The organism is Bradyrhizobium sp. CCBAU 53421 (assembly GCF_015291625.1).
In the GTDB taxonomy this organism is placed as follows: Bacteria; Pseudomonadota; Alphaproteobacteria; order Rhizobiales; family Xanthobacteraceae; genus Bradyrhizobium.
Genome location: NZ_CP030047.1, coordinates 3,808,611 through 3,831,815, shown reverse-complemented (window position 1 = coordinate 3,831,815; position 23,205 = coordinate 3,808,611). Strand labels below are relative to the sequence as shown.

Genomic DNA, 23,205 nt, shown 5'->3' with positions numbered 1-23,205 from the left:
GTCAATGCAGGGACGACGCGGTCGCGGCGCAGGAACGCCTCGCCTGCTCCGAAAGTTGATGACTGCGGTCGCATGTTTGCCGGAAAAACAGTGCGATAATCGCGGCTGGAATCACGGAGCCGCCCATGATCGCAAAGCTCCTGCTGCAGAATACTTTCTTCGTCATCGCCATGGCCGCGCTGCTGTTTGCCTTTGCCGGCACGCTGCACTGGCCCGGCGCGTGGGCCTACCTGATCGCCTCTGCGCTGATCGGCCCGGCCTGCGGGCTGTGGCTTGCCAAGGTCGATCCCGGCCTGCTGGCCGAGCGCATGCGGCTCACCGCGCGTGAGGGCCAGCCCGCCGAGGACAAGCGCTTCATGCTGGTGTTCCTCGTCATTGCCGTGCTGTGGTTCGTCGCGATGGGCCTCGATCGCCGCTTCGGCGGCGCCAATGCCGGCGTGCCGCTGATCGTGCTCGGCCTTGCGCTGTATCTGTTATCGACCGTGCTGATCCTGTGGGTGTTCCGCACCAATTCGTTCGCAGCCCCGGTCGTGAAGGTGCAGACCGAGCGCGACCATCACGTGATCTCGACCGGGCCCTACGCGCTGGTCCGCCATCCGATGTATGCGAGCGTGATGCTGTTCTTCATCGGCGTGCCGCTGACGCTCGGCTCCTGGTGGGGCCTTGCCTTCGTGCCGGTGTTCTTCGCGATGTTCGCGTTCCGCACCCGGATTGAGGAGCGCACGCTGGTGGCGGGACTATCAGGCTATGCCGATTATGCGGCACGGGTGCGCTATCGCCTCGTGCCCGGACTGTGGTGAGGAACCATCATGGCTGAGAGCAAGACCTACACCGGCGGCTGTCATTGCGGCCAGGTGCGCTTCGAATGCACCACCGACATGGCGATGGTCACCGCCTGCAACTGCTCGATCTGCACCAAGAAGGGCCTGCACTTCGTGTTCATGCCGCCGTCGAGCTTCCAGCTTCGCGCCGGCGCCGAGAATTTGAAAGAATATCTCTTTAACCGCCATGCGATCCGCCACCAGCTCTGCGTCGACTGCGGCGTCGACGTGTTCGCGCGTGGCAAGAAGCCCGATGGCACCGACATCGTGGCGCTCAATGTCAGCTGCATCGACGGCATCGATCTGTCGAAGATCGCGATGACGCCGGTGGATGGACGGAACCGGTGACTGCGATCACAAATCCAGCGCCTTGTAGCGCCGGAAGATCCCCTCCTCGTTGAACGGAATCCGCCGCGCGCTGGCGAGATACGCCTTGATGTTCGGACGCTCGGCGACGCGATCGCGCAGCGCGATCAGGCGCGGAACCTTCTTCTCGAAGGCTGCCATGCGCTTCGGAAAGGCGTAGCGCAGGCCTTCCACGATCTGGAACAGCGACAAATCGGCGTAGGTCAGCCGGCGGCCGGTGACGAAGGCGCCGCCGTTCGCCGCAACGAGACCCTCGAAATAGCCGAGATATTTCGGCACCCGCGATTTCCAGAACTCTTCCGTGCGCTTCTTCGCCGGCGCCTTCTGGTCCTCGTAATACAGCGACGGCCCGAGCGGATGATGGGTGTCGTGAATCTCCAGCACGAGGTCTGCAATCGTCAGCTGCAACTCGTGCACCCAGAGCTTTCCGCCTTCCGCCTTCGGCGCCAGGCCATGGCGGGCGCCGAGATAGAGCAGGATGTTGGCGGTTTGCCCGATCACGAGCTGGCCCGCCTTGAGGAACGGCGGCGCAAACGGCGGCGTGCCCTTGTGCGCATCCATCATCTTCATCATGGCGCCGGTGCCGCCCTTGCCGCGCGCGACATCGGTATATTCAGCGCCCGCATCCTCGAGCGCGAGGCGGACATATTCTCCGCGGCCCTGGATCATCGGCCAGTAGTAGAGCTGATAGTGCATGCACTTACCTCCAAAAACTTCACCGCATCGCTTTGCTTCATGGCGATCGTAGCCGCGCCGCGATCAGATCGTCCACTGCACGCGGTGTGCCTGTCCGAACCACACAGAGACTGCTAAGGTTCCAGCCTCGAGTCTTCGATGAAGGATCAACTGATGGCGGACAACAAGAAGAAGCGGGGCGCGCAGGATCGCGCTCTGATCGCGTTGAGCGAGCCCTACGAAGTTGCGTACTGGTCCAAGAAGTTCAAGGTCACGCCGGCAAAGCTCAAGGCCGCCGTCAAGAAGGTCGGGCATTCCGCCAAGAAGGTGGAAGCCCATTTCAAGGAGCAGCGGCACATGGCTGCCGACCGCGCGCGGATCGCGATCAGCGAGCCCTACGAGGTCCGCTACTGGTCGAAGAAGTTCAAGGTGACCCCTGCCCGCCTCAAGGCCGCGGTGGGCGAGGTCGGACATTCCTCGAAGAAGGTCGAGGCCTACTTCGCGGCGAAGAAGAAAACCGCGAAGAAAAAGAAGGCTGCGAAGAAGACCGCCAAGAAGGCCGGTAAGCGCAAGAAGAGCTGAGCGATGAGAGGCGGCGGCTGATAGGTCGTCGGACAACGACGAGGATTTCCGCACGCTGCTCTATCCCCGTGATTGCGAGCCAACGGGTCGGCGCGAAGCGCCGCCCGATGACAGGCTCCGCGAAGCAATCCACCGCGCCGCATTTGCGGAAAGATGGATTGCTTCGTCGCTTCAGCGCAAAATTGCTCTGCAATTTTGTCGCGAGCTCCTCGCAATGACGACAAATTCGCACGCGCGCCTCCGTCGCCTCAATTCGCCGCGAAGCAGTACAGCAGGCCGTCGCCGCCGGTGCTCTTCAGATCGGCCTGCGAGCAGCCGCCGTCAGGACCGCGCGAGGGATGCGACGTGTTCCAGGATTTCGACGGCTCGTCGTCGCGCAGGCCCTTGCGGTCGAAATGCCCGACCATCGCGGCGCCTTGTGTGCTGCTTGTCCAGTTCTTGCAGGTGCGGTCCTCGCCGGCCGCAAACGCGGTACCGTCGGCTTGCGATCCCGTCAGCACGTCGTGGCGGTTCGGCGTGTCGCCGGCACCGTTGACGACCTCGCCCTTCTCGGACAGGGCGGTCTGCTTGGTGAGATTGTTGCCGGCGCTGTGCAGGTCGGCGACGTCCTTGGCGACCACGACGCCCTTCACATTCTTCCACGGGCCGTTGCCAATGCGATCGCGCGCGTTCACCGCTACCTTGCCGTCGGCCGCCTGGGTCGAGAGATAGGCGCGCCACGTCTTCGGCGCGCCGAAGCCCGCGGCTTGCGCCAGGGTCTGGCAATGATTGTCGGCGCCGGCGAGGCCGCCGAGATTGCCGCCATTGCCGATGCCGTTGCTGGTGACGAAGAAGCCGGTGTCGGCGGTCTGCGCCGTTGCCGGCGGCGCGGCCATGACGACGAATGCAAGACAGGCGGGAACCGCGATATGCGCAATGATCTTCATCTTGATCCTCCCATGGTTGTTCTTGGTCCGCTGACATCAACCCGCAGCCGGTCCGGATATTCCGGCGCCGCGGCACGTCAATAACGCGCACAAACAAAAGCGCCGCGGACGATGCCGCGGCGCCTTGTACTCGTCATCTCAGGCAGTCGATCAGTTGGTCTGCTGGATCGCCGAGAGTTCCCAATTGCCGCCGCGCTGGCGCACGAAGGTCCAGACCTCGGTGACCTCCTCCGGTTGCCCGCCGCTGACCTGACGGCCGGTGCCGCGCTCCAGCATGGTGTCGACCAGCGAGTAGCGCATCGCGACCGTCGCATATTCGCTGTCGCCTTCGCGCCAGGCTTCCGCCAGATCGCCTTGCAACAGCTTCACATTGGTCACCTTGTTGGTGACGTTGCGCGCCTTGTTCTCCTCGAGATCCTTCGAGAAGTACGACACCATCTCCGGCGTCGCGAGCGTGTGCAGCTTGGCGATGTCCTCGTTCGACCACGCGGTCTGGATGTCGCCGAGCAGGCGCTCGAACGTCTCGTAGTCGCCAGGCGCAATCTCGACCGGCGCGTTCGATCCGCCGCCGAGGCCAAACCCGAAGCCGGAACGGGCGTTCGCCTGCGGACCGGGGCCGACGTCGGGGCCACCCGCGTAGGCGGCGGCCGGCGCATTGCGGCGCTGCCACCACGACATCGCGAGCCGGACCACGAGCACGATCAGGCCGATCTGCAGCAGCAGGCCGAGCATCGACGACAGGCCGCCGAGGCCCGAGAACAAGCCGCCGCCGAACAGCATGCCGAACAGGCCGGCGCCGAGGAAGCCCGCGGCCAGGCCGCCGAGCAGGCCGCGTCCCATTCCGCCGCGACCGAACAGGCCACCGGAATTCGCTGCCGCCGGCGAGCCCATGCTGGGGCTGCCGGGCTGGCTGAAAGTACGGTTCATCGGCGCCACCGAGCCCGGCGCGGTGTTGGTCGAGGGCGGCGCGGAGAATGTCCGCGAGCCGCGCGAGCCGCCGCCGCCGACGCGGGCGTCGGCCGCCGAGACGGTCATCATCACGGGCAGCGCCAGCGCCATCGCGACGGCGATCGCCCGGACAATTCCACGCGTGCGTTGCGAGAAATTCATGTTGGTTTCCTCAAAGGATTCCCCGGCATGGGGAAACGCCCCTAAGATGGGCAGGGCCTGACAAAAGTGAAGCGGGAAACGGGAACCGCGGCTGCGGCCCTCGGTCGCGGCGATGTGACACTATGGGCCTTGTGGACGCGACGGTGCGTCCTAGCGCGGGATGAGGCCCGGTTTCAACCGCAGTTGCAACGGAATTTCACCTCGCACTTGCGAGATGGGAAGACACTTGCCGTGGCAACCGACTAGTTCGCCGCCGTCATGGTTTCCTTCACCGCGGCGACCAGCTGCGTCAGCGTGAACGGCTTCGGCAGGAACGCGAATTGCTGGTTCTCCGGCAGGCTCTTCTCGAAGGCATCCTCGGCATAGCCGGAGACGAAGATGATCTTCAGCTCTGCATTGCGGCTGCGCATTTCCTTCAGCAGCGTCGGCCCGTCCATCTCCGGCATCACGACGTCGGAGACGACGAGATCGACGGCGCCATTCTTCTCCTCGAACGCCTCCAGCGCCTCGACGCCGTTGGCCGCCTCGATCACGCTGTAGCCGCGCGAGCGCAGGCCGCGCGCATTGAGCGAGCGCAGGCCGTCCTCGTCCTCGACCAGCAGGATGGTGCCCTGCCCGGTGAGATCCGGCTTCGGCTTGGCGGCTTCCGCGGCGGCTGCGGTTTCCTTGGCCGCGCCGTTGCCGGCATGCGCCTCCGGTGCAACCTCCTGCTCCTGGCGATGCCGCGGCAGATAGATCCGGAACGTGGTGCCGCTGCCCGGCACGGAATCGACATAGACGAAGCCGCCGGTCTGCTTGACGATGCCGTAGACCGTGGACAGGCCGAGGCCGGTGCCCTTGCCGACTTCCTTGGTCGAGAAGAACGGCTCGAAGATCTTGTCGATGATCTCGTGCGGAATGCCGGTGCCGGTGTCCGAAATCTCGATCTTCACATAGTCCGCCGCCGGCATGCCCTTGTTGGCGAGCTGGGCCGCTTCCTCGGTCGGCACGTTGGCGGTGCGGATGATCAGCTTGCCGCCGTCCGGCATCGCGTCACGCGCGTTGACCGCGAGATTGACCACCACCTGTTCGAACTGCGAGACGTCGACCTTCACCGGCCACAGATCGCGGCCATGCACGAGGTCGAGCTTGACCTTCTCGCCGATCAGGCGGCGCAGCAGCATGGTGAGGTCCGACAGCGCATCGCCGAGATCGAGCACCTGCGGCCGCAGCGTCTGGCGGCGCGAGAACGCAAGCAGCTGCCGCACCAGCGTCGCGGCGCGGGTGGCGTTCTGCTTGATCTGCATGATGTCCTGGAACGACGGGTCGGTCGGCTTGTGCGCGTTCAGCAGGAAGTCGTTGGCCATCATGATGGCCGACAGCACGTTGTTGAAATCGTGCGCGATGCCGCCGGCGAGCTGGCCGACCATCTCCATCTTCTGCGACTGGTTGATCTGGTTCTCAAGCGCGCGCCGCTCGGTGGTCTCGAGCATGTAGACGATCGCGGTCTCAGCGTCGCGCTCGTCCTTCTCCACCGTCGTGACGAAGAACTGGGCGAAGCGCTCCTTCGCGCCGTCGAGCATCACCTCGACCGGCGCGATGTCGCCCTGGCCCTCGGCAGCCTGGTTGATCGCGGCGATCAGAAGGCCACGGTCGCGCGGATTGACCGCACGGAAGATCGACTTGGCCGCACCGCCGTCGCCGTTCAGCCCCTGCGCCAGCTTGGCATAGCGCGCATTGGCGCCGACCACGTTGCCGCCGCGATCGACGGTCGCGATCGCCATCGGCGTATGATCGAAGAAGCGCATGAAGCGCACCTCGGCGGCGCGCTCCGGATCGGAATGCTCGTCGCGGGCACGGCTGATCACCAGCGTGCGCGAGGCGCCCGCGGCGCCGTCGGCGCCGAAGGCGAGCTTGTGATAGAGCCGCACCGGCACGGTCTTGCCGCCGCGCATGCGCAGGTCGATGTCGAACACCTCGGTCTTGACCTCGCCGGGCACCGCAGCGATCGAGGTCAAGAGCGCCGCGCCGTCGCCCGAAACGATGTCGGTCAGCTTCAGGCCCCCCGAGCCGATCTCGGCGAGGTCGTAGTCCAGCCAGTTGGCGAGCGTCGCGTTGACATAGGCGATCTCGCCGGCCGGATTGACCGAGAAGAAGCCGCATGGCGCATGATCGAGATATTCGATCGCGTGCCGCAGCTCCTGGAACACGTCTTCCTGGCGCTCGCGGTCGCGGGTGACGTCGGCGATCGACCACACGGCATATTTCGCGTCGCGCTTGCCTTCGCCGAGCGGGCGTACCCGCAGGCGCAGCCAGCGGCCCTGTCCGCCACCTTGCCCGGCCTCATGGCCGGCAATGCGGACCTCCTCCTGCTGGCGCTTGCCCTCGCGCGCCGCCTTCAGGAGGCGGAACACCGCCTCGGAGACGTCGGGGTTGCCGATGAAGACCCGCTCGACCGGACGGACGTCCTGCGGACCCGCCGCGCCGGTCAGCGTGAGATAGGCGGCGTTGGAATAGACCACGTGGCCGCGGGAGTCGGTGACGACGAGCCCTTCCTGGGCCTGGTCGGCGATCCGCGCCATCACCGGATCGTCGGTGGCGCGGTCGGAGAAGCGGATGATGCCGGCGGCAAGGGCGAACAGGTTGAACAGCCCGACGGTGGCGAGCAGCGCCAGCACGAAGAGGATATAGGGCTGCGCCTGGGTCCGGCCGATTGTCATGAGCCAGACCGCCACCGCGACGATGCCGGTGGCGATCAGGAGCACCAGCAGGATGCTGCCGCTCCGCCGCGCTGGCCCGTGAGCCACGAACGGCTCGGTCGCGGGAGGATCGTTGCTATCGGCGGTCATCTGGAGAGACATGGCTCGTCTGCATCACGAAGGCGACCGGCCGGCCACCTCACCCCTGAGTGCCTGAATCGGACCCGAAAACGCAAGTCCATCAGGCCGCTAATTCGCAAATTACGCGCATTTCAAGCGGTTTTCCGCCCCTTATTGGCGCAGGCCGGACAGGCCCCGCCTCAGCCGCATCACGTAGCCGATGATTTCGGCAACCGCATGATAGTGCTCGACCGGGATTTCCTTGTCGATGTCGACGGTCGCATAGAGCGCCCGGGCCAGCGGCACGTTCTCCACGATCGGAATGTCGTGCTCCTTGGCGATCTCCCTGATCCTGAACGCGAGGACGTCGACGCCCTTGGCGACGCAGATCGGCGCCGACATGCTGCGGTCGTAGGCCAGCGCCACCGAATAGTGGGTCGGGTTGGTGATGATCACCGAGGCCTTCGGAACCTGGGCCATCATGCGCTTCTTGGCGCGCTGCACCCGCAACTGCTTGATCCTGCCCTTGACGTGCGGATCGCCTTCCGACTGCTTGAACTCCTCCTTCATCTCCTGCAGCGACATCTTGTGACGCTCGTACCAGGTCCGGTACTGGAAGAAGTAGTCGGCGATCGCGACCGCGGCGAGGATGGCGACCACCGCCGCCATCAGGTGCACCGTCATGCCGGTGATGGCGGGCAGGAGCTCGGCCGGGTCGACCCGCAGAAACGATTCCATCCGCATCCGGTCGGGCCACAGCACCATGACCATCACGACGCCAAGTGCGATCAGCTTGAACAGGCCTTTCAGGAAGTTCGCCACCGCCTGCTTGCCGAACAGCCGCTTGAAGCCGGCCGCCGGCGAGATCTTGGAGAATTTCGGCTTGAGCTGCTCGCCCGACCACACCAGCTGATGCTGGATCATGTTGCCCGCGACCGCGGCCAGCGCCAGCATCAGGAACGGCACGCCGATCGCCGCGACCACGGCGTAGCCGAGCGTCTGGGTCAGTTGAAGCAGGCCGGCCCCGTCGGTGCGGATCATCCATGAATTGGCGATCAGGTTGCGCAGCGGCATCAAGATGCCGCCACCGATCGAGCCCGAGAAAGTCGACAGCACCAGCGTTGCGCCGGCGATGACGAACCAGGTGTTGACCTCCTGGCTCTTGACGACGTCGCCTTTCTCAAGGGCTTCGTCGAGACGTTTTTGCGTAGGGTCTTCTGTTTTGTCGTCGGTATCGTCGGCCATCCCTGCTCCTGGTTAATTCATTGGAGCGAGCTGGCGCATGACGCCGTTGAAATAGTCGAAATAGGTGCCCATCATCGCCGCGAGCACGACGCCGAAGATCAGGAAGCCGACCATGATCGAGAGCGGCACGCCGACGAAGTAGACCTGCATCTGCGGCATCAGCCGCGCCAGCACGCCGAGCCCGATGTTGAAGACAAGGCCGAACACCAGGAACGGCGCCGATAGTTGCAGGCCGATCTTGAAGGCGGCGGAGAACGCCGAGGTCGCGAGCGCGGCGACGTCGCCGGTCGGCATGATCTCGCCGGGCGAGAAGATGCGGTAGCTCTCGCTCAGCGCCGCGATCACGAGATAGTGGCTGTCTGTGGCGAACAGCAGCGTCAGGCCGAGGATGGTGAGGAAGTTGCCGATGATCTGGCCCTGCTGGCCCTGGGTAGGGTCGACGGCGGTGACGAAGCCGAGGCCGAGCTGCTGCGCGATCACCGAGCCGGCGACGTTGAGCGCCGACAGCGTCACCCGCGCGGTCGCGCCGAGCACGATGCCGATGATCAGCTCATGCACCATCAAGACGCCGAGCGAGGAGATCGACGTCAGGTCGACATGATAGGCGTTGCGGTGCAGGGGCAGGATGATCAGCGTCAGCAGCAGCGCGATCGACAGCTTGACCCGCGCCGGGATGTTGCTCTCGCCGAAACCGGGCAGCAGCATCACCATCGCGCCCACGCGCGCAAAGACCAGCACGAAGATTGCGGCGAGCGCCGGCAGCAGGGAGACATCGATGCGCATGACCGCGGCATTAGTGCATCAACCGCCGATGATTCGCGACGAAATCCGCATCATGTGGCTCGAGAGCGAGTCCGCCATGAACGGCAGCGCCAGCAGCAATGTGACGAAGATCGCGAGGATCTTCGGCACGAAGACCAGCGTCTGTTCCTGGATCTGGGTCAGCGCCTGGAACAGCGACACCACGACGCCGACCACGAGGCCGACCACCATCAAGGGCGACGACACCAGCACGATGGTCCAGATCGCATCGCGCGCGACGTCGAGAGTTTCAGGGCCGGTCATTGTTGTTCTCGCTTCTTGACTTGTTTCGTCATTCCGGGGCGCGCGTAGCGCGAACCCGGAATCTCGAGGTTCTCGGTGCGCAATTGCGCACCTGAGGGCTCGCTTCGCGCCCCGGAACGACAGTGAAATCAGATCGGCATCTTCATGATGTCTTCATAGGCCTGGATCACGCGGTCGCGCACCGAGACCAGCGTCGACACCGCAACGTCGGTATCGGCGACCGCCGTCACCACATCCATCACATTCGCCTTGCCCGAGGCCATCGCCATGGTCTGCGCGTCGGACTTCTTGCCCGCTTCCAGCACGCTGCCGACGGAATCCTTCAGCAGCGCGCTGAACGACGGACCGGCGACGGCCTGCCCGGCCTTCTCGACCCCGCCGCGCTGCATCATCTTGGCGAGATTGGCGTAGGCGTTGGCGGCGACTGTCGGTGTAGCCATGATTTACGTTCCCTGTTCTTGTTGCGTCAGGACTTGAGGATGTCGAGCGTGCGCTGGATCATCCGCCGCGTCGCGCTGATGATGTTGAGGTTCGCCTCGTAGGAGCGCTGGGCGTCGCGCATGTCGGTCATTTCGACCATCGAATTGACGTTCGGGTATTTGACGTTGCCGGAAGCGTCCGCCGCCGGATTGCCCGGCTCGTGCTTGATGCGGAACGACGACTGGTCGGGGCGGATCCGGCCGAGCGTCACGACCTGCGCATCGAGCGAGCGATCGAGCGCGGAGGAGAAGGTCGGTACCTTGCGGCGGTAGGGATCGCCGCCCGCGGTCTGCGCCGTCGAATCGGCATTGGCGATATTTTCCGAGATCACCCGCATCCGCCCCGCCTGCGCGCGCAAGCCCGAGGTCGCGATGCTCATCGAGCGGGTGAAATCGCTTGTTCCATCTGCCATGGGATCCTCCCGCCGCTGTCAGCGGCCTAACCCTTGCCGATCGCGGTCTTCAGCAGATGCAGGCTCTTGCTGTAGAGCGAGGTGACGGCCGCGTAGTCCATCTGGTTGGCCGACACTTTCAGCATCTGCTCCTCGAGATTCACCGCGTTGCCGGCCGGGCGGGTCTGGAACCCGCTCTTGCCGCGATCATTGTCAAAGTTGTCCGGCGCGCCCGACGCCGTCATGTGGGTGGCGCTGGTCTGCATCATCGGCAGCGTCCCCATGCCGCCGCCGACGGTGGTGCCGGCCCGGTCGAATTTCGGCTCGACCAGGTCGCGCGGCCGGAAGTTCGGCGTGTCGGAATTGGAAATGTTCTCGGCGAGCACCCGCTGGCGCTCCTGGTGCCACTGCATCTTGGTGCGCAGCGCCGACAGGATCGGGAGGTCGTTCATGGCCATCGTCGCGGCTCCGTTAACCTTTGGGCGGCCTTTGGGCCTTCCGAGGTAGGCAGAATTTGCCCGGTGTATGGTTAATGGGTGGTTAAAATATCGGATCGACCCGTGGAGAACGCCGCAACTGCTGCCGGCGAGCGCATTTTCGCCACGAATGCTGCGTTAACCAGCACAAACCAAGACAGCGTGGGGCGCTGAGAAGTCGTTTTGGGACAAGCGATTCTTGGTTTATTAATAGAACAGTCGGCTGCAAGCCGCTGGGAATTAAGAAATAAGGCGAATCTCGGGCGCGATTCGCTGCGCAAACCGCACCTATCAATCCGCGCTCGTTGATGGCGGAAGCTGAGGAAGGCCACGATGGCCGGGGACTCCAATATGCAGGTCATTACATTCGTCTTGGCATTCGTTGTCGTGCTGGCGCTGATCGGCGTCACCGCATGGCTCGTCCGCCGCTTCGCCGGAAACCGGCTCGGGGCCAACGCCAACCGCGGACGCATGCCACGCCTGGCGGTGATCGACGCTGCCGCCGTCGATGGGCGGCGCCGCCTAGTGCTGGTCCGCCGCGACAATATCGAGCATCTCCTGATGATCGGCGGCCCCACCGATATCGTTGTCGAGCCGAATATCGTCCGCGCGATGCCCGCGCGCGATCAAATGTCGACGCGCCCCGCGGTCGCAGCCGATGCCGCGCCGCCGCGCGTGGCGCCGCTTCCGGATGCAGCGTGGAACGAAAGCGAAGCAGCCCGCGCCGACAATCTCGATCTTCCCGAGCCGGAGCTGCCGCCGCGCCAGGCGCGCCCCTCCTTCGCCGACGAATTGCGCCGGCCTCCGCCGCCGATCGCCGAGCGTCGCAGCGATCCGCTGGCCGGCTTCACGCCCGAGCGCGGTGAACCGCGGCCCGATCCGATGCCGCCACGCCTGCCGCCGCGCTCCGAACCCGTGATCCCGCGTCCGCCGCGCGCTGCCGAGCCGCCGAAGGCGCCACCGCGGGCGCCCGAACGCGCCGTCGCGCCGCCGCCGCCACCTGCTCCGCCGCCGGTCGCAACACAGGCGCCTCCGCCGGTGCCGCCGGCATCGAACGCCGATGCCAATCTCGCCGAGATGGCGCAGCGGCTCGAGGCGGCATTGCGCCGCCCGACCGGCGCCGGCGAGACCGTTGCGCCGCCGGTTGCGCCCGAGGCGCCGCCGGTGCGTGCGCCGCGCAGCGAGCCGCCTGCCCCGCCCGCCGGCGGACAGAAGAGCGGGTTCGAGAACCTCGAGGACGAGATGGCCTCGCTGCTCGGCCGACCGAAGAATCCTTCGTGAGGTCAGGGACAGTCCCGCGTAGAGTTTTTTTCATCGCTGTCCTGATCGCCGCCGGATCCTTCGCCGATCCGGCGATGGCGCAGGACATCAGCATCAATCTCGGCGGCGGCAACGGCGGCGTAACCGAGCGCGCGATCCAGCTGATCGCGCTGCTCACGGTGCTGTCGATCGCGCCGTCGATCCTGGTCATGATGACCTCGTTCACGCGCATCGTGGTCGTGCTGTCGCTGCTGCGCACCGCGCTCGGCACCGCGACCGCGCCGCCGAACTCGGTGATGATCGCGCTCGCGATGTTCCTCACCGCCTTCGTGATGGGGCCGGTGCTGCAGAAATCCTATGACGACGGCATCAAGCCGCTGGTCGCCAACCAGATCGGCGTCGAGGACGCGCTGCAGCGCGCCTCGGTGCCCTTGCGCGGCTTCATGCAGAAGAACGTCCGCGAGAAGGATCTGAAACTGTTCATGGACCTCTCCGGCGAGCCGCCGCCGGCGACGCCGGAGGAGATGTCGCTGCGCATCCTGGTGCCGGCCTTCATGATCTCCGAGCTGAAGCGCGCCTTCGAGATCGGATTCTTGCTGTTCCTGCCGTTCCTGATCATCGACCTCGTGGTCGCCTCGGTGTTGATGTCGATGGGCATGATGATGCTGCCGCCGGTGGTGGTCTCGCTGCCGTTCAAGCTGATCTTCTTCGTGCTGGTCGACGGCTGGGCGCTGGTTGCCGGCAGCCTGGTGCAGAGTTACGGGGGATAGCCCCGCGAAACATTCATAGGCTCCCAGCTGGATCGGCCGTGCCGTTGCACTATCATGCGCGGCACCGCATCCAGGGAGCCGCGCCGTGCAGCAGCCATTCGACCGCGCCGCAGAAGACCTCGGCAACGCCATCCATCTCGAGCACGTCAATGTGCAGGTGCCCGACCAGCGCCTCGCCACGCTGTTCTACGTCGCCGGCATCGGGCTGACCCGCGATCCCTATTTGATGGTCTCCGACAGCAACATGTGGGTGAACGCCGGCCGCAGTCAGTTTCATCTGCCGAGCGGCCGGCCACAGGTGCTGCGCGGCCACACCGCGATCGTGATCTCCGGACGGCAGGGCCTGCTCGCGCGGCTTGCCGCGGTCGCCCCCAAGCTCGAAGGCACCGCATTCAGCTATCGCGAGCACAACGATCACGTCGAGGCCATTTGCCCGTGGGGCAACCGGCTGCGCTGTTATGAACCGGACGCCGAGCGGTTCGGGCGCATCGCGCTCGGCATGCCCTATGTCGAATTCGACGTGCCGCGCGGCACGGCCGAGGCAATCAGCCGGTTCTACCCTGAGATCATGGGCATCCCGGCCAGCGTTGCGAATGACGACGGCACGATGGCGCGCGCAAAAGTCGGCAAGGATCAGTATCTGCAATTCCGCGAGACCGACCAGGCGCAGCGCGAGTTCGACGGCCATCACGTCCAGATCTACATCACCGACTTCTCCGGCCCCTATAAGCGGCTGCGCGAACGCAATCTGGTCTCCCGCGAGGACAATCAGTACCAGTACCGCTTCTGCGACATCGTCGATCCCAGAGATGGCCGGCATCTGTTCACCGTCGAGCACGAGGTGCGCAGCGCCACCCATCCGATGTATCTGCGGCCGCTGGTCAACCGCAATCCGGCGCAGACCAACCGCACCTTCGCCAACGGCTACGACCAGGCGCCATGGGCGATGGGACCGGACCAGTATGACGGATGAGCGCGCGCTCGTCCGCACCGCGACATCATCAGCAATTCCAGCCACGAGACGACATGCTTCCCTCCCAGCGCCATCTGTTCGAGATCCCACGCGACGTCTGCTACCTGAACTCGGCGTCTTACAGCCCGCTGCCGCTGAAGACGCTCGACGCCGGCCGCGCCGCAGTCGGACGCAAGGGCCAGCCCTGGACCATCGACGCCGGTTTCGCCGGCCGCCAGCATGAGCGCGCCCGCGCCGCGGCGGCGCGCCTGATCAACGCCGATGCGAATGACATCGCACTGATCCCTGCGATCAGCTACGGCATAGCGACCATGGCGAAGGCGTTGACCATTCCGCGCGGCACCCGCGTCGTCGTGCTGGAAAACGATCACTCCTCACCGGTGCTGGAATGGCACGCCCGCGCCGACGCCCAGGGTTTTGTCGTCGACACCGTGCGCCAGCCCGCCGACGGCGACTGGACGTCGGCGGTGCTTGCAACGATCGAGCGGCCAGGCGCGCCGCCGGTCGGCCTCGCCTCGATCTCCTCGGTGCACTGGTCGGACGGCGGCATGATCGACGTCGACAAGGTGCAGTCGGCGCTGCGGCGGCATGGCGCCATGTTCGTGATCGACGCGACGCAGAGCGCAGGTGTCGTGGCGATGGACGTGACAAGGCTCGACCCCGACGCGGTGATCTTCCCGACCTACAAATGGCTGATCGGCCCCTACGGCCGCGCATTCCTCTATGTCGCAAAGCGTCACCAGAACGGGGTGCCGCTGGAGCAGACCTCCGCCGGACGCCGCGACGTCAATTCGGAGAAGCCGGTGTATTTCGGCGATCTCGGCTACGTCGACAATGCCCGGCGCTATGACATGGGCGAACGCGATCATTTCATCACGCTGGAAATGGCCTCGATCGGCATGGAGATGATGGCGGAATGGGGCGCCGCCGCCGTCGGCGCGCGGCTCGCGATGCTCAATGCGCGGATCGCCGACGGCGTGCGCGATCTCGGGCTCAATCTGCTGGCGGGCAATGTGCGCGCGCCGCATATCCTGAGCCTCGGCATGGCCGGCGGCATCCCGAAGGAGCTGATCGCGCGGCTCGCCGCCGAAAACATCCACGTCGCGCTGCGGCTCGGCCGGATGCGGATATCGCCACACGTCTTCAACGACGAGGCCGATGTCGACCGCCTCGTCGCTGCGCTGACCAAAGCGCTGCGCGGCTAACCGCGCTTTTGTCCCAGCACGACGACGCTGACCAGTTCGATCGCGAGTGCTAAAGCCACTCCGGCCGCGCCGATCACGAACAGCAGCGCGTAATTGCCGCCGCTCTGTGCGAACAGCCAGGACAGGCCGTAGGCGCCCGCCGCCTGGAACAGCGCGAAGGTCGTGGTCGCCTGCGCCCAGGCGGAGCGCTGGCTCGCGGCGGAATGGGGGATCAGCTCGTGGATGCGGCCGATCACCAGCGGCACGATTCCGGGCGTGAAGCCGCCGACAATGAGGCTCGACACGATCAGCGCGGCGGGCGACGTCGTCACGGCGGGCAGCACGACCGCGACCGCCTCGATCAGGAACGCCGCGCGCAGCGCCGCAGCGAAGCCGGCGCGATCGGCGAGATGCCCTGATAGTAGCGGACCGATCACGGCGCCGATGCCGTACAGCACCCAGTAATACGATCCCGCCGCGATCCCCTGCCCGAGTCCGCGGGCGACGAAATCGACCAGGAACACCATGTGCGGCACCAGCGCCAGCGCGTTGAGGCCGTATTCCAGACACAGCGCGATCACCAGCGGCGAACGCACGCCATGCGACGCAACATGCGGCTCGGCTGCAGCATGCGCAGCAGGCACGTCCGCCGGCCACGCCTTCCAGCTGATCAGGGTCAGCACCGTCGACAGCACGCCGAGGCCATACCAGGCCTGCTTGACACCCTGCTGCAGCAACAGCGGCACCAGCGTGCCTGACGCGGCGACGCCGAGGCCGACACCGGCGAAGATCACGCCGCCAATCAGGCCCCTGCGGCTCGGCGCTGTCTGTGGCAGGATCGCGGTCGCCGCCAGCACCATGATGACGCCGCCGGTGATGCCGGCGAGAAAGCGGAAGCCGAAGAACCAGACGAAGGAGGTCGGCACCGCGCAGGCAAAGCAGGTGACCGCGGCCAGCAGCATCATGCCGCGCAGCGCCCACACCGAGCCGATGCGCGCGCCGAGATCGCGGGCGATCAGAGCGCCGGCGAGATAGCCGGCAAGGTTGGCGGCGCCGAGATACACGGCCTCCGCCGGTGTGAACCATTTCGCGGCGATCAGCGCCGGGATCAGCGGCGTGTAGGCAAAGCGCGCCAGCCCAAGCCCGACCAGCGAGGCGCACAGCCCCGCCGCCGCGGACAGCCACAGCGGACCGCCTGCATCGCGATGCGGCGCGGCGTGATGACGCCTGTCATGATCGACATTGGCTGACATGGACATGGCAGTAGGCCCTCCGGCCGTTCGTGAAAAATGAATAGTTGCGATTGCAGCAATCGCTCGCAGTGATCGCACCTCACCTCTCCCGATCGGGAGAGGCGCACAGTTCGGATTGGGCAGGCCCTTCAGCGGGAAGATTTGGACGCCGCAGCGGCAGCTAGCTTCTTGCGATAGCCCAGCGCGGGCAGCCCGCCCCAGCCCCAATTGTCGGTGTCGACTTCCTCGATGATGACGAAGGTCGACTCCATCGGCTTGCCGAGCACGTCACGCAGCAATTCGCTGGCGCCCTTGATCAGCGCCGCCTTCTGCTCGGGCGTGGTGGACGACGCACCCGGCGTCGTCCCCTCACGCGTGACCTGGATGGTGACAACAGGCATCACACGCTCCCGATTTGGTTGAGCATGATCGTTAGTGGCCGGCGCTCTGGCCGCCGTCGACGTGCAGGATCTCGCCGGTGACGAAGCCCGCGCCTTCCAGGAACAGCACGGCATCGACGATGTCCTTCATCTCGCCCATGCGCCCGACCGGATGCAGCTTGGCGAGGAAATCATGGGTCTCGGGAGCGTGCATCGGCGTCTTGATCACGCCGGGCGCCACCGCATTCACGCGGATGCCCTTGGCGGCATATTCGATCGCGAGCGACTTGGTCGCCGCATTCAGGCCGCCCTTGGTCAGCGACGCCAGCACCGAAGGCACGTTGCTGTTGGCATGGTCGACCAGGCTGGTCGTGATCTGAACGATGTGCCCCGACCCCTGCTTCACCATCTCCTTCGCCACACGGCGGGTGATGTAGAAGAAGCCGTTGAGGTTGGTTGCGAGCACCGACGCATAGTCCTGGTCGGTATGGTCGATGAACGGCTTGGCGACGAAGATGCCGGCATTGTTGACCAGAGTGTCGACGCGGCCGAAGCGCGCCAGCGCCTGCTTGACGATGCGATCGGCGACCTCGGGATCGCCGATATCGCCCGGCACCGCCAGCACGTCGGCATCGGTCGACGGCTTGATGCCGCGGGAATTGGCGACGACGCGATAGTTGCGATCGCGATAGCCCCTGACGAGGGCGTCGCCGATCCCCTGCGATGCACCGGTGATGATGGCAACCTTCTGCTCTGCACCCATGATCTCTCTCCATCTGTTGATGAGGCCGCAACAGCGCCGCCTCGATGGAGAGCAAGCTAGATACATCCGCCTTCCGCGCGAATGCCCACTATTCGGCAGACACTCTTCCGCGGCGCGAACGACTGGCCCGGCTGGCCTCGCGCGACAGCCGCTCGAAATAGCGCTTCAGCCGCGGCGTCGCGAAGTCGACGAAGGCGCGCACCTTGGGCACGTCGAAGCGCCCCTGCGGCGCCAGCAGATGCACCGGCAATGGCGGGGGCTCGTCGCCGGCGAGCAGGATCTGCAGCCGCCCGTCACGGATTTCCTCGGCGATATGATACGAGAACAGCCGGGTGACGCCGTAGCCTTCGCTGGCCGAGGCGACCGCCGCCCGCACCGTGTTGACGACCAGCCGCGGCGCGAACTGGACCGCGCGCGCGACCTTCGACTTCGCGACCGGCGGGAAGCTCCAGGAGTCGAGCCCGAAATGCGTCATCGCGATGATCTGGTGCTTCGCCAGATCCGCCGGCTCGCCGATCACGGGATGCTGCGCAAGGTAGCCCGGCGATGCCGCGAGCACGCGGCGCACCTCGCCGAGCCTGATGGCGACGAAACTGGAATCGGCAAGATGGGCGATGCGCAGCGCGACGTCGATGCCCTCGTCGATCAGATTGACGGTGCGATCGAGCATCGCGAGCCGCACCGACACCGCCGGATGTTCCGTCACGAAAGCATCGAGCAGCGGCCGCAGCACGTCCTCGCCGACGACGACGGGCGCGGTGATGGTCAGCATGCCGCGCGGCGCCGACCGCTCGCCGCCGGCCGAGATGTCGGCCTCCTCGAGCTCGGAGAGAATCCGCCGGCACGCCGCCGCATAACGCTGGCCGGCATCGCTCAGCTTCAGCGACCGCGTGGTGCGATGGAGCAGCTCGGCGCCGACGTGATGCTCGAGGAATGCGATCGCCCGGCTGACCGCCGCCGGCGAGCGCCGCAGCTTCCGCCCCGCGCCTGCAAGGCTGCCCTCGTCGACCGCGGCGACGAAGACCTTCATGGCGTCGATGCGATCCATCGCTCCCTCTTCGCGGCAGCGTTAGCCCTCTACGTCATACTGCTTGCTGAGGTGGTCGCCGATCTGCACCAGCATCGCGACGCATTCGGGATAGCCGGGCCTTGCCACCGTGGCCTCGTTGGCGCTGGCGCGGAATTCCCAGCTATCGCCGTCACGCAGCACCGAAATGCCCATGCCGTCGGGGCAATCGGCATGGACCTTCAACTCGGCCCGCGCCATCGCGATGAGTTCGGCTTCGGTCTTGATCGGCTTGCTCATGTGACGACGTCCTCCCGGCTGGCGACTTCCGCCATGGTTGCCGATTTGGCAGCGGAATGTCGAGAGACGAACGCGATCACGCCCTCTTGCAATTGACAAATCGCACCTCTCCGGCGAACATTCGTGCCGGGTCGATACCACCCGCCGCTTGCGCCCCGCCCGGGGACGGTGAACGTATCAAGCCAGGTTTCAGGCTTCCTTTGCCCGCACGAACGGGTCAGCAACGCAAGCTCCTGACGCTTTCCGTTCGTCGATGCAAAGGTTGACCCCATGCGCGACTTTACGGCGTGGCGCTGGCGCGGCGCTCGCCCTTGATGGCCGGGAGCGTGCTGTCCGGCGCGGCCTTTGGCCCGTCGGGCAGCGATCCGGTCGTGACCGGGTCGGGCAGCGGCGCGCGCGCGGTGGCGTCGGGGAAGCGGGTCTTCATCTCGCGGATGAAGCCGTCGAGCGTGTCGACGCTGGCGGCCATCCGCGCGATCTGGGCGAATTCGGCGCTCGAGGTCGCGACCGGCTTGCTGGCCGCGTCGAATGCCAGCCTGTCGGCATCGCCGGACATCAGCGGCGCGTATTTTTCCCGGAAGCGGGACAGCCCGATGGCGTCCTCGGCGAGCGCGTAGCCGACCACGGCGCGGATGATGTCGGCCTTCTCGCCGGGATTGAGCGGAGTGAAGTCGCGCCAGCGTTCGCCGTAATAGAGCTCGATCTGCTCGGAGGCCTCGCGCCAGTGCCGCGACGCCCAATAGATGTCCGAACGCAGCCGGATCGCCTCGCGGCCGGTGATGTTCGAGATGATGTCGAGCGCGAGGTCGTGCCGGCCGACATCGCTCTGCGCGCGCGCCTCGAGCAGCAGGCGCTGCTGGCGCAGTTCGCCGGAAAGATCGGCGATCCGGGTCGAGCGCAGCGCGCCGATGGCGCGGTCGGGCTTGCGGTTCATCAGATAGACCATCGCAAGCCGCGCGGCGACCTGGGCGCGCGCCGCGCCCTCGAGCCGCTTGTCGACCTGGTATTGCAGGAGGTCGGCGGCCTGGTCGAGCAGATCGACACCGACGAGACGATCGGCGAGACGGCGGATCATCTCGTCGCCGCGGCGGCCGATCGGCGTCAGCTCGCGATAGTCGTAGAAGGTGCCTAGCGCATCGATCGGCGCCATCTCGTCGCCCTTCGGGCCGAGATAGAGCTGCACGAACAGCGCCGAGGCGGCATCCTGCGCCTGGCGCGATTCCGGCGCGTTCGGCTGCAGCCGGGTCGCCGCACGCGTCACCGCGAAGGCATCGGCATAGCGCGCGGTCTCGGCATAGATCTTCGACAGCACGTACAGCGTCTTCAGCTCGATATTGTCGCCGCGCCACAGCATCGACAACAGCTCGAACTCCTTCAGCACATCGTCGCGGCCGATTTCGCCGCGCTTCTGCCGCAACAGCGTCTCCAGCAGCTTGCCTTCGGCAGCGGCCAGACGGTCGGACGAACTGGCGGCGAAGCGGTAGGCGTCGAGCGCATCCTTCTCCTGGCCGAGCGCTTCGGCGAGCCGGCCGCGCAGCACCGCAACCGCGGGCTTGAGCGCATCGGGAACGCCGACCACGTCGAGATCGCTCTTGCGCCGCGCGGCGCCGGCATAGTCCTTGACCTCGAGCGAGGCCTTCATCGAATCCAAGGTGACGATGCGCTGCAGATCGGGCGGCAGCGTCGCGACCGCGAATTCGGCGTTCTTGAATTTCTCGCGCGCCTCGGGCCACTTGCCCTCGCGGGCAAAAGCCAGCCCCTTCCACAATTGGGAATCGTAGCCGTTGCCGATCACGGGATTGGCAAGATCCTTGAGCCCTTGCGCCGGGTGCCCGATCAGGATGCTGGCGACCGCGTGCACCATCACCACGGACGCCGTCTCGCTGCCGCGCTTGCTGTCGGACAGGATCAGATTGGCGACGCCATGGGCTTCCTGGTACATGCCGCGCGCCATGTAGAAATCGGCGAGGTCGAGCCGCGCCTGCGGCAACTGCTCGGCATTGGCCGTCGAAGCCGCCGCAATCAGGCCGTCGAGCTGCTTGAGGAAATTCTCCGACTGGTTCTTGCGCCACTCGTCCGGATCGAACAGCGGCTTCACCGCCGCGGTCGCGCGCTCGGCGGCGACGTCGGCCGACGACAGCGTCAGGCCGCCGGGCCGGCCCAGCGTCACCTTGTCGGCGCCGACCTCCGCCTTGACGTCGTCGGCGTTCGGATGAACCACGACGCCGTGAATCGATTCCAGCAGCGAGAGCTCGACGAAATCCTGCCGCTTGATGATGCCGCGGGTCGGCGGCGGCGCGGTCACGACCCAGAGCGTGTCGCCCGCGTCGGGATCGATCAGCCTGTGGAGCTGGCCGGGATTGGCGAGCGGCACGCTGACATTGGCGAGCGAGGGCTCGCTGATGTTGCGCACCACGCTGAGCGGCAGCGGCGGCTTCTGCACCCGGTCGGCGAAGGTCAGCGTCCAGTTCACGCCGCGCGAGCGGTCGTCGCTCTCGAGCGACGGCATCTGCGGCCGGTTGAGGCGGAAGCGCACCGCCTGCCCCTTCTCCAGCGCGATCTGGCTGACATCCGAGATCAGCGAGCCGGCCTTGGCGCGGATCGGATCGACGTCGATCGCCTCGGGCGTGTCGAACACCATCCACACCGTGTCGGCGCGACGAAACAGCGCCGCCGGCGTCGCGCCGGGAAATGAGAACGTCACCCGCAACCCGTCGCTGTCGCGCTGGGCTTCGACCGCGGAGCTGGCAGCAGACTTGGCGCCGGCGCGCGCCTCGGCAGGCGGCGATGGCGCTGCCGCCGGCTTCGGCGTCTCCATCGCCGGCGCGGCCGCGACTGCAGGCGCAGGCTTTGGCGCGTCGCTCTGTTCCGTCGCAGCACCGCCCTCGCGCGGCCCGGCCGGCGGAGCCGCCTTCTCGGCGTCGGCCGGCGGCGCAGCGGCAATCCTTGGCGGCTCCGAACCCGGCAGCTCGGATCTCGGCTGTTCCGATTTGGCCGGCGCGGGCGCCGGTTCTCCGGTCGTGGCCGGTTCGGCCTTGACCGGCTCGGACGGCGCCTGTTCGGACTTTACTTGTTCGGATTTGGCCGGCTCCGCCTTGGCGTGCTCTGCTTTGGGTTGCTCGGACTTGATCTCGACCTTGGCCTGCTGCGCGATGCTTTCCGACGTCACCGGCGCGATCGCAGCCGACCCCTTCTTGCCGCGCGGCGTCGGCAGCAACGAGCTCAGCGAGGGCTTTGCGGCTTGCTGCTGCTCGTTCTGCTGGAAGGCGACATCGACGATGTAGTTCTTCTCGTCGCGGAACGAATGCACGTCGACATCGCCGATCAGCGTGACGTCGACCGCCGAGGTGTCCGTATCGGCGCGCGAACTGATCGACGCGACGTTCGGGGGAGCTGCCACCTTGGCATCGGCAAGGTCGAAGCTCAGGACCGAGTTGAAGGACAGCGTCAGCTTTTGCTCGTTCAGCACCGAGGAGACGCTGACCCCGTCGGGAACCTCGAACACGAAACGCACGAAGGTGGGCTGCACCAGCGCGCGAACGCGGATCGGCGGCTTCTTTTTGGCGGCATCGGCCGCGCGCTGGATGCGCAGCAGCCGCTCCGCGGCACGGGCGCGCTCCGCCAGCTCGCGGATCACCTCCTGCGGCAGCGACGGCGGCGGCCCGGTCCAGCCGTCGGGCAGGAAGTCGACGAAGATGCGCTCGCCGGCGGTCATGGTGTTGACGGTGACACGGCGCGCCAGCGACAGGCGGATCGCCGAACCGTCCGGATCGCGGCGCGCGGCGCCGACATAATCGGGCACCGCATCCGAGATTTGCTCGACGGGGATTTCGACCGGACGCTTGAAGCGGATCACGATGATCGAGCCGGCGGTCATGACCTCCGACTCGACATCCTCCTTCAGCTTCAGTACCAGCCGGGCATAGCCGTTCGCGGCCGAGAATGTCGCCTCACCCGGCACCGGCGGCGGGTCCTGGGCCCGCACTGCGGCCGGATATGTCAGGGTTGTGAGGGCGAGGCCGGTGGCAAGCAGGCACAGACGCGCAGTCCGCGTCCAGGCGCGGCCTAACGACCATGTTCCAGCGGCAGCCGTTCGCGCCATCTCGAAACGTCTTCTCGGGACCTCAGCCATACCAGCGCGAAGCGCCCTCGCCCACGCGTCCCGATCTTGGATCGGGCGGCGTTAAGGACCTGTTAACGTAAACCCGTCGGCCGCATTTTCGGGGTCGTGGCGTGTGCGCCTGGTTCCGCATTTTGTCAGCCGCATCGGACGCGGTTCGTACCCTCGACAGCGCCGCGAACGAGGACGAGTGATCGCCCCATCGCCAAGCGGCCCATCGCGGCGATCTCGCACGCCGCGGCAGAGAACAATCCATTCTTGGGGATTAACTCTCCGAATGAG

At 66.2% G+C, this 23,205-nt stretch carries 23 protein-coding genes; 7 read left to right on the top strand and 16 right to left on the bottom strand.

Annotation, left to right across the window (positions count from 1 at the left end):
- Positions 1-125 precede the first annotated feature (125 nt).
- Both XH92_RS18025 and XH92_RS18020 read left to right on the top strand, forming a co-directional pair.
- Entirely contained in the window at positions 126-800 is a 675-nt protein-coding gene (locus XH92_RS18025; protein WP_194460399.1) for an isoprenylcysteine carboxylmethyltransferase family protein, read from the top strand.
- Between the two features lie 9 nt (positions 801-809).
- Positions 810-1,169, top strand: coding sequence for a GFA family protein (locus XH92_RS18020; protein ID WP_137480094.1), 360 nt, complete (start codon positions 810-812; stop codon positions 1,167-1,169).
- Between the two features lie 6 nt (positions 1,170-1,175).
- On the opposite strand, the gene XH92_RS18015 is transcribed toward XH92_RS18020, so the two are convergent.
- Positions 1,176-1,883, bottom strand: a complete 708-nt coding sequence (locus XH92_RS18015; protein ID WP_194460398.1) for a glutathione S-transferase — start codon at positions 1,881-1,883, stop codon at positions 1,176-1,178.
- A 153-nt stretch (positions 1,884-2,036) separates the two neighbouring features.
- Here XH92_RS18015 and XH92_RS18010 point away from each other — a divergent pair, with 153 nt between their 5' ends.
- Positions 2,037-2,444, top strand: coding sequence for a DUF3606 domain-containing protein (locus XH92_RS18010; protein ID WP_194461310.1), 408 nt, complete (start codon positions 2,037-2,039; stop codon positions 2,442-2,444).
- Between the two features lie 248 nt (positions 2,445-2,692).
- On the opposite strand, the gene XH92_RS18005 is transcribed toward XH92_RS18010, so the two are convergent.
- The 9 genes from XH92_RS18005 to flgB all read right to left on the bottom strand — a co-directional run bounded on the left by XH92_RS18005 (position 2,693) and on the right by flgB (position 10,917).
- Positions 2,693-3,319, bottom strand: coding sequence for a lectin (locus XH92_RS18005; RefSeq protein WP_246788566.1), 627 nt, complete (start codon positions 3,317-3,319; stop codon positions 2,693-2,695).
- A gap of 201 nt (positions 3,320-3,520) precedes the next feature.
- A complete protein-coding gene (locus XH92_RS18000) occupies positions 3,521-4,480 on the bottom strand; it encodes a TIM44-like domain-containing protein (RefSeq protein WP_194460396.1) in 960 nt (319 codons plus the stop codon).
- Between the two features lie 242 nt (positions 4,481-4,722).
- A complete protein-coding gene (gene cckA / locus XH92_RS17995) occupies positions 4,723-7,308 on the bottom strand; it encodes a cell cycle histidine kinase CckA (protein WP_194461309.1) in 2,586 nt (861 codons plus the stop codon).
- Positions 7,309-7,449: 141 nt separating this feature from the next.
- A complete protein-coding gene (flhB, locus tag XH92_RS17990) occupies positions 7,450-8,523 on the bottom strand; it encodes a flagellar biosynthesis protein FlhB (protein ID WP_194460395.1) in 1,074 nt (357 codons plus the stop codon).
- 12 nt (positions 8,524-8,535) lie between these two features.
- The gene (gene fliR / locus XH92_RS17985; RefSeq protein ID WP_194460394.1) at positions 8,536-9,306 is read right to left on the bottom strand and encodes a flagellar biosynthetic protein FliR; all 771 of its coding nucleotides are present in this window, start codon (positions 9,304-9,306) and stop codon (positions 8,536-8,538) included.
- Positions 9,307-9,324: 18 nt separating this feature from the next.
- Positions 9,325-9,588, bottom strand: a complete 264-nt coding sequence (fliQ, locus tag XH92_RS17980; RefSeq protein WP_194460393.1) for a flagellar biosynthesis protein FliQ — start codon at positions 9,586-9,588, stop codon at positions 9,325-9,327.
- Positions 9,589-9,716: 128 nt separating this feature from the next.
- Positions 9,717-10,028 carry a flagellar hook-basal body complex protein FliE gene (gene fliE / locus XH92_RS17975; protein WP_194460392.1) on the bottom strand — a complete coding sequence of 104 codons (312 nt, stop codon included), beginning with the start codon at positions 10,026-10,028 and terminating at the stop codon, positions 9,717-9,719.
- A 26-nt stretch (positions 10,029-10,054) separates the two neighbouring features.
- Positions 10,055-10,480: a flagellar basal body rod protein FlgC gene (gene flgC / locus XH92_RS17970; protein WP_097675999.1), complete on the bottom strand. Its 426-nt coding sequence runs from the start codon at positions 10,478-10,480 to the stop codon at positions 10,055-10,057.
- Positions 10,481-10,506: 26 nt separating this feature from the next.
- Positions 10,507-10,917, bottom strand: coding sequence for a flagellar basal body rod protein FlgB (gene flgB, locus XH92_RS17965; protein WP_194460391.1), 411 nt, complete (start codon positions 10,915-10,917; stop codon positions 10,507-10,509).
- Positions 10,918-11,286: 369 nt separating this feature from the next.
- Here flgB and XH92_RS17960 point away from each other — a divergent pair, with 369 nt between their 5' ends.
- From XH92_RS17960 to XH92_RS17945, 4 genes are all read left to right on the top strand, one after another.
- On the top strand, positions 11,287-12,216 hold the full coding sequence (locus XH92_RS17960) for a flagellar biosynthetic protein FliO (RefSeq protein ID WP_194460390.1): 930 nt from the start codon (positions 11,287-11,289) through the stop codon (positions 12,214-12,216).
- On the top strand, positions 12,213-12,965 hold the full coding sequence (fliP, locus tag XH92_RS17955) for a flagellar type III secretion system pore protein FliP (protein WP_194460389.1): 753 nt from the start codon (positions 12,213-12,215) through the stop codon (positions 12,963-12,965). Before XH92_RS17960 ends, fliP begins: the two co-directional genes overlap by 4 nt.
- Positions 12,966-13,050: 85 nt before the next feature.
- The gene (locus tag XH92_RS17950; protein ID WP_194460388.1) at positions 13,051-13,938 is read left to right on the top strand and encodes a hypothetical protein; all 888 of its coding nucleotides are present in this window, start codon (positions 13,051-13,053) and stop codon (positions 13,936-13,938) included.
- Between the two features lie 53 nt (positions 13,939-13,991).
- Positions 13,992-15,143, top strand: a complete 1,152-nt coding sequence (locus XH92_RS17945; protein WP_194460387.1) for an aminotransferase class V-fold PLP-dependent enzyme — start codon at positions 13,992-13,994, stop codon at positions 15,141-15,143.
- Here XH92_RS17945 and XH92_RS17940 read toward each other — a convergent pair.
- From XH92_RS17940 to XH92_RS17915, 6 genes are all read right to left on the bottom strand, one after another.
- Positions 15,140-16,381 carry a YbfB/YjiJ family MFS transporter gene (locus tag XH92_RS17940; protein WP_246788475.1) on the bottom strand — a complete coding sequence of 414 codons (1,242 nt, stop codon included), beginning with the start codon at positions 16,379-16,381 and terminating at the stop codon, positions 15,140-15,142. The genes XH92_RS17945 and XH92_RS17940 overlap by 4 nt on opposite strands.
- Positions 16,382-16,503: 122 nt before the next feature.
- A complete protein-coding gene (locus tag XH92_RS17935; RefSeq protein ID WP_194460386.1) occupies positions 16,504-16,755 on the bottom strand; it encodes a 4-oxalocrotonate tautomerase family protein in 252 nt (83 codons plus the stop codon).
- A 31-nt stretch (positions 16,756-16,786) separates the two neighbouring features.
- Positions 16,787-17,497, bottom strand: a complete 711-nt coding sequence (locus tag XH92_RS17930) for an SDR family NAD(P)-dependent oxidoreductase (RefSeq protein ID WP_194460385.1) — start codon at positions 17,495-17,497, stop codon at positions 16,787-16,789.
- Positions 17,498-17,585: 88 nt separating this feature from the next.
- Positions 17,586-18,545 (bottom strand): LysR family transcriptional regulator, encoded by a 960-nt coding sequence (locus XH92_RS17925; RefSeq protein ID WP_194460384.1) that lies wholly within the window; start codon positions 18,543-18,545, stop codon positions 17,586-17,588.
- Between the two features lie 21 nt (positions 18,546-18,566).
- Complete coding sequence (locus XH92_RS17920; protein WP_194460383.1) at positions 18,567-18,803, bottom strand: hypothetical protein; 237 nt, start codon at positions 18,801-18,803, stop codon at positions 18,567-18,569.
- A 280-nt stretch (positions 18,804-19,083) separates the two neighbouring features.
- The gene (locus XH92_RS17915) at positions 19,084-22,905 is read right to left on the bottom strand and encodes a tetratricopeptide repeat protein (RefSeq protein ID WP_194460382.1); all 3,822 of its coding nucleotides are present in this window, start codon (positions 22,903-22,905) and stop codon (positions 19,084-19,086) included.
- Positions 22,906-23,205: the final 300 nt, after the last annotated feature.

Coding starts and splice junctions, on each gene's coding strand:
- XH92_RS18025 (WP_194460399.1), top strand. CDS start 126: ATGATCGCAAAGCTCCTGCTGCAGAATACTTTCTTCGTCATCGCCATG.
- XH92_RS18020 (WP_137480094.1), top strand. CDS start 810: ATGGCTGAGAGCAAGACCTACACCGGCGGCTGTCATTGCGGCCAGGTG.
- XH92_RS18015 (WP_194460398.1), bottom strand. CDS start 1,883: ATGCACTATCAGCTCTACTACTGGCCGATGATCCAGGGCCGCGGAGAA.
- XH92_RS18010 (WP_194461310.1), top strand. CDS start 2,037: ATGGCGGACAACAAGAAGAAGCGGGGCGCGCAGGATCGCGCTCTGATC.
- XH92_RS18005 (WP_246788566.1), bottom strand. CDS start 3,319: ATGGCCGCGCCGCCGGCAACGGCGCAGACCGCCGACACCGGCTTCTTC.
- XH92_RS18000 (WP_194460396.1), bottom strand. CDS start 4,480: ATGAATTTCTCGCAACGCACGCGTGGAATTGTCCGGGCGATCGCCGTC.
- cckA (WP_194461309.1), bottom strand. CDS start 7,308: ATGACCGCCGATAGCAACGATCCTCCCGCGACCGAGCCGTTCGTGGCT.
- flhB (WP_194460395.1), bottom strand. CDS start 8,523: ATGGCCGACGATACCGACGACAAAACAGAAGACCCTACGCAAAAACGT.
- fliR (WP_194460394.1), bottom strand. CDS start 9,306: ATGCGCATCGATGTCTCCCTGCTGCCGGCGCTCGCCGCAATCTTCGTG.
- fliQ (WP_194460393.1), bottom strand. CDS start 9,588: ATGACCGGCCCTGAAACTCTCGACGTCGCGCGCGATGCGATCTGGACC.
- fliE (WP_194460392.1), bottom strand. CDS start 10,028: ATGGCTACACCGACAGTCGCCGCCAACGCCTACGCCAATCTCGCCAAG.
- flgC (WP_097675999.1), bottom strand. CDS start 10,480: ATGGCAGATGGAACAAGCGATTTCACCCGCTCGATGAGCATCGCGACC.
- flgB (WP_194460391.1), bottom strand. CDS start 10,917: ATGGCCATGAACGACCTCCCGATCCTGTCGGCGCTGCGCACCAAGATG.
- XH92_RS17960 (WP_194460390.1), top strand. CDS start 11,287: ATGCAGGTCATTACATTCGTCTTGGCATTCGTTGTCGTGCTGGCGCTG.
- XH92_RS17945 (WP_194460387.1), top strand. CDS start 13,992: ATGCTTCCCTCCCAGCGCCATCTGTTCGAGATCCCACGCGACGTCTGC.
- XH92_RS17940 (WP_246788475.1), bottom strand. CDS start 16,381: ATGTCCATGTCAGCCAATGTCGATCATGACAGGCGTCATCACGCCGCG.
- XH92_RS17935 (WP_194460386.1), bottom strand. CDS start 16,755: ATGCCTGTTGTCACCATCCAGGTCACGCGTGAGGGGACGACGCCGGGT.
- XH92_RS17930 (WP_194460385.1), bottom strand. CDS start 17,497: ATGGGTGCAGAGCAGAAGGTTGCCATCATCACCGGTGCATCGCAGGGG.
- XH92_RS17925 (WP_194460384.1), bottom strand. CDS start 18,545: ATGGATCGCATCGACGCCATGAAGGTCTTCGTCGCCGCGGTCGACGAG.
- XH92_RS17920 (WP_194460383.1), bottom strand. CDS start 18,803: ATGAGCAAGCCGATCAAGACCGAAGCCGAACTCATCGCGATGGCGCGG.
- XH92_RS17915 (WP_194460382.1), bottom strand. CDS start 22,905: ATGGCGCGAACGGCTGCCGCTGGAACATGGTCGTTAGGCCGCGCCTGG.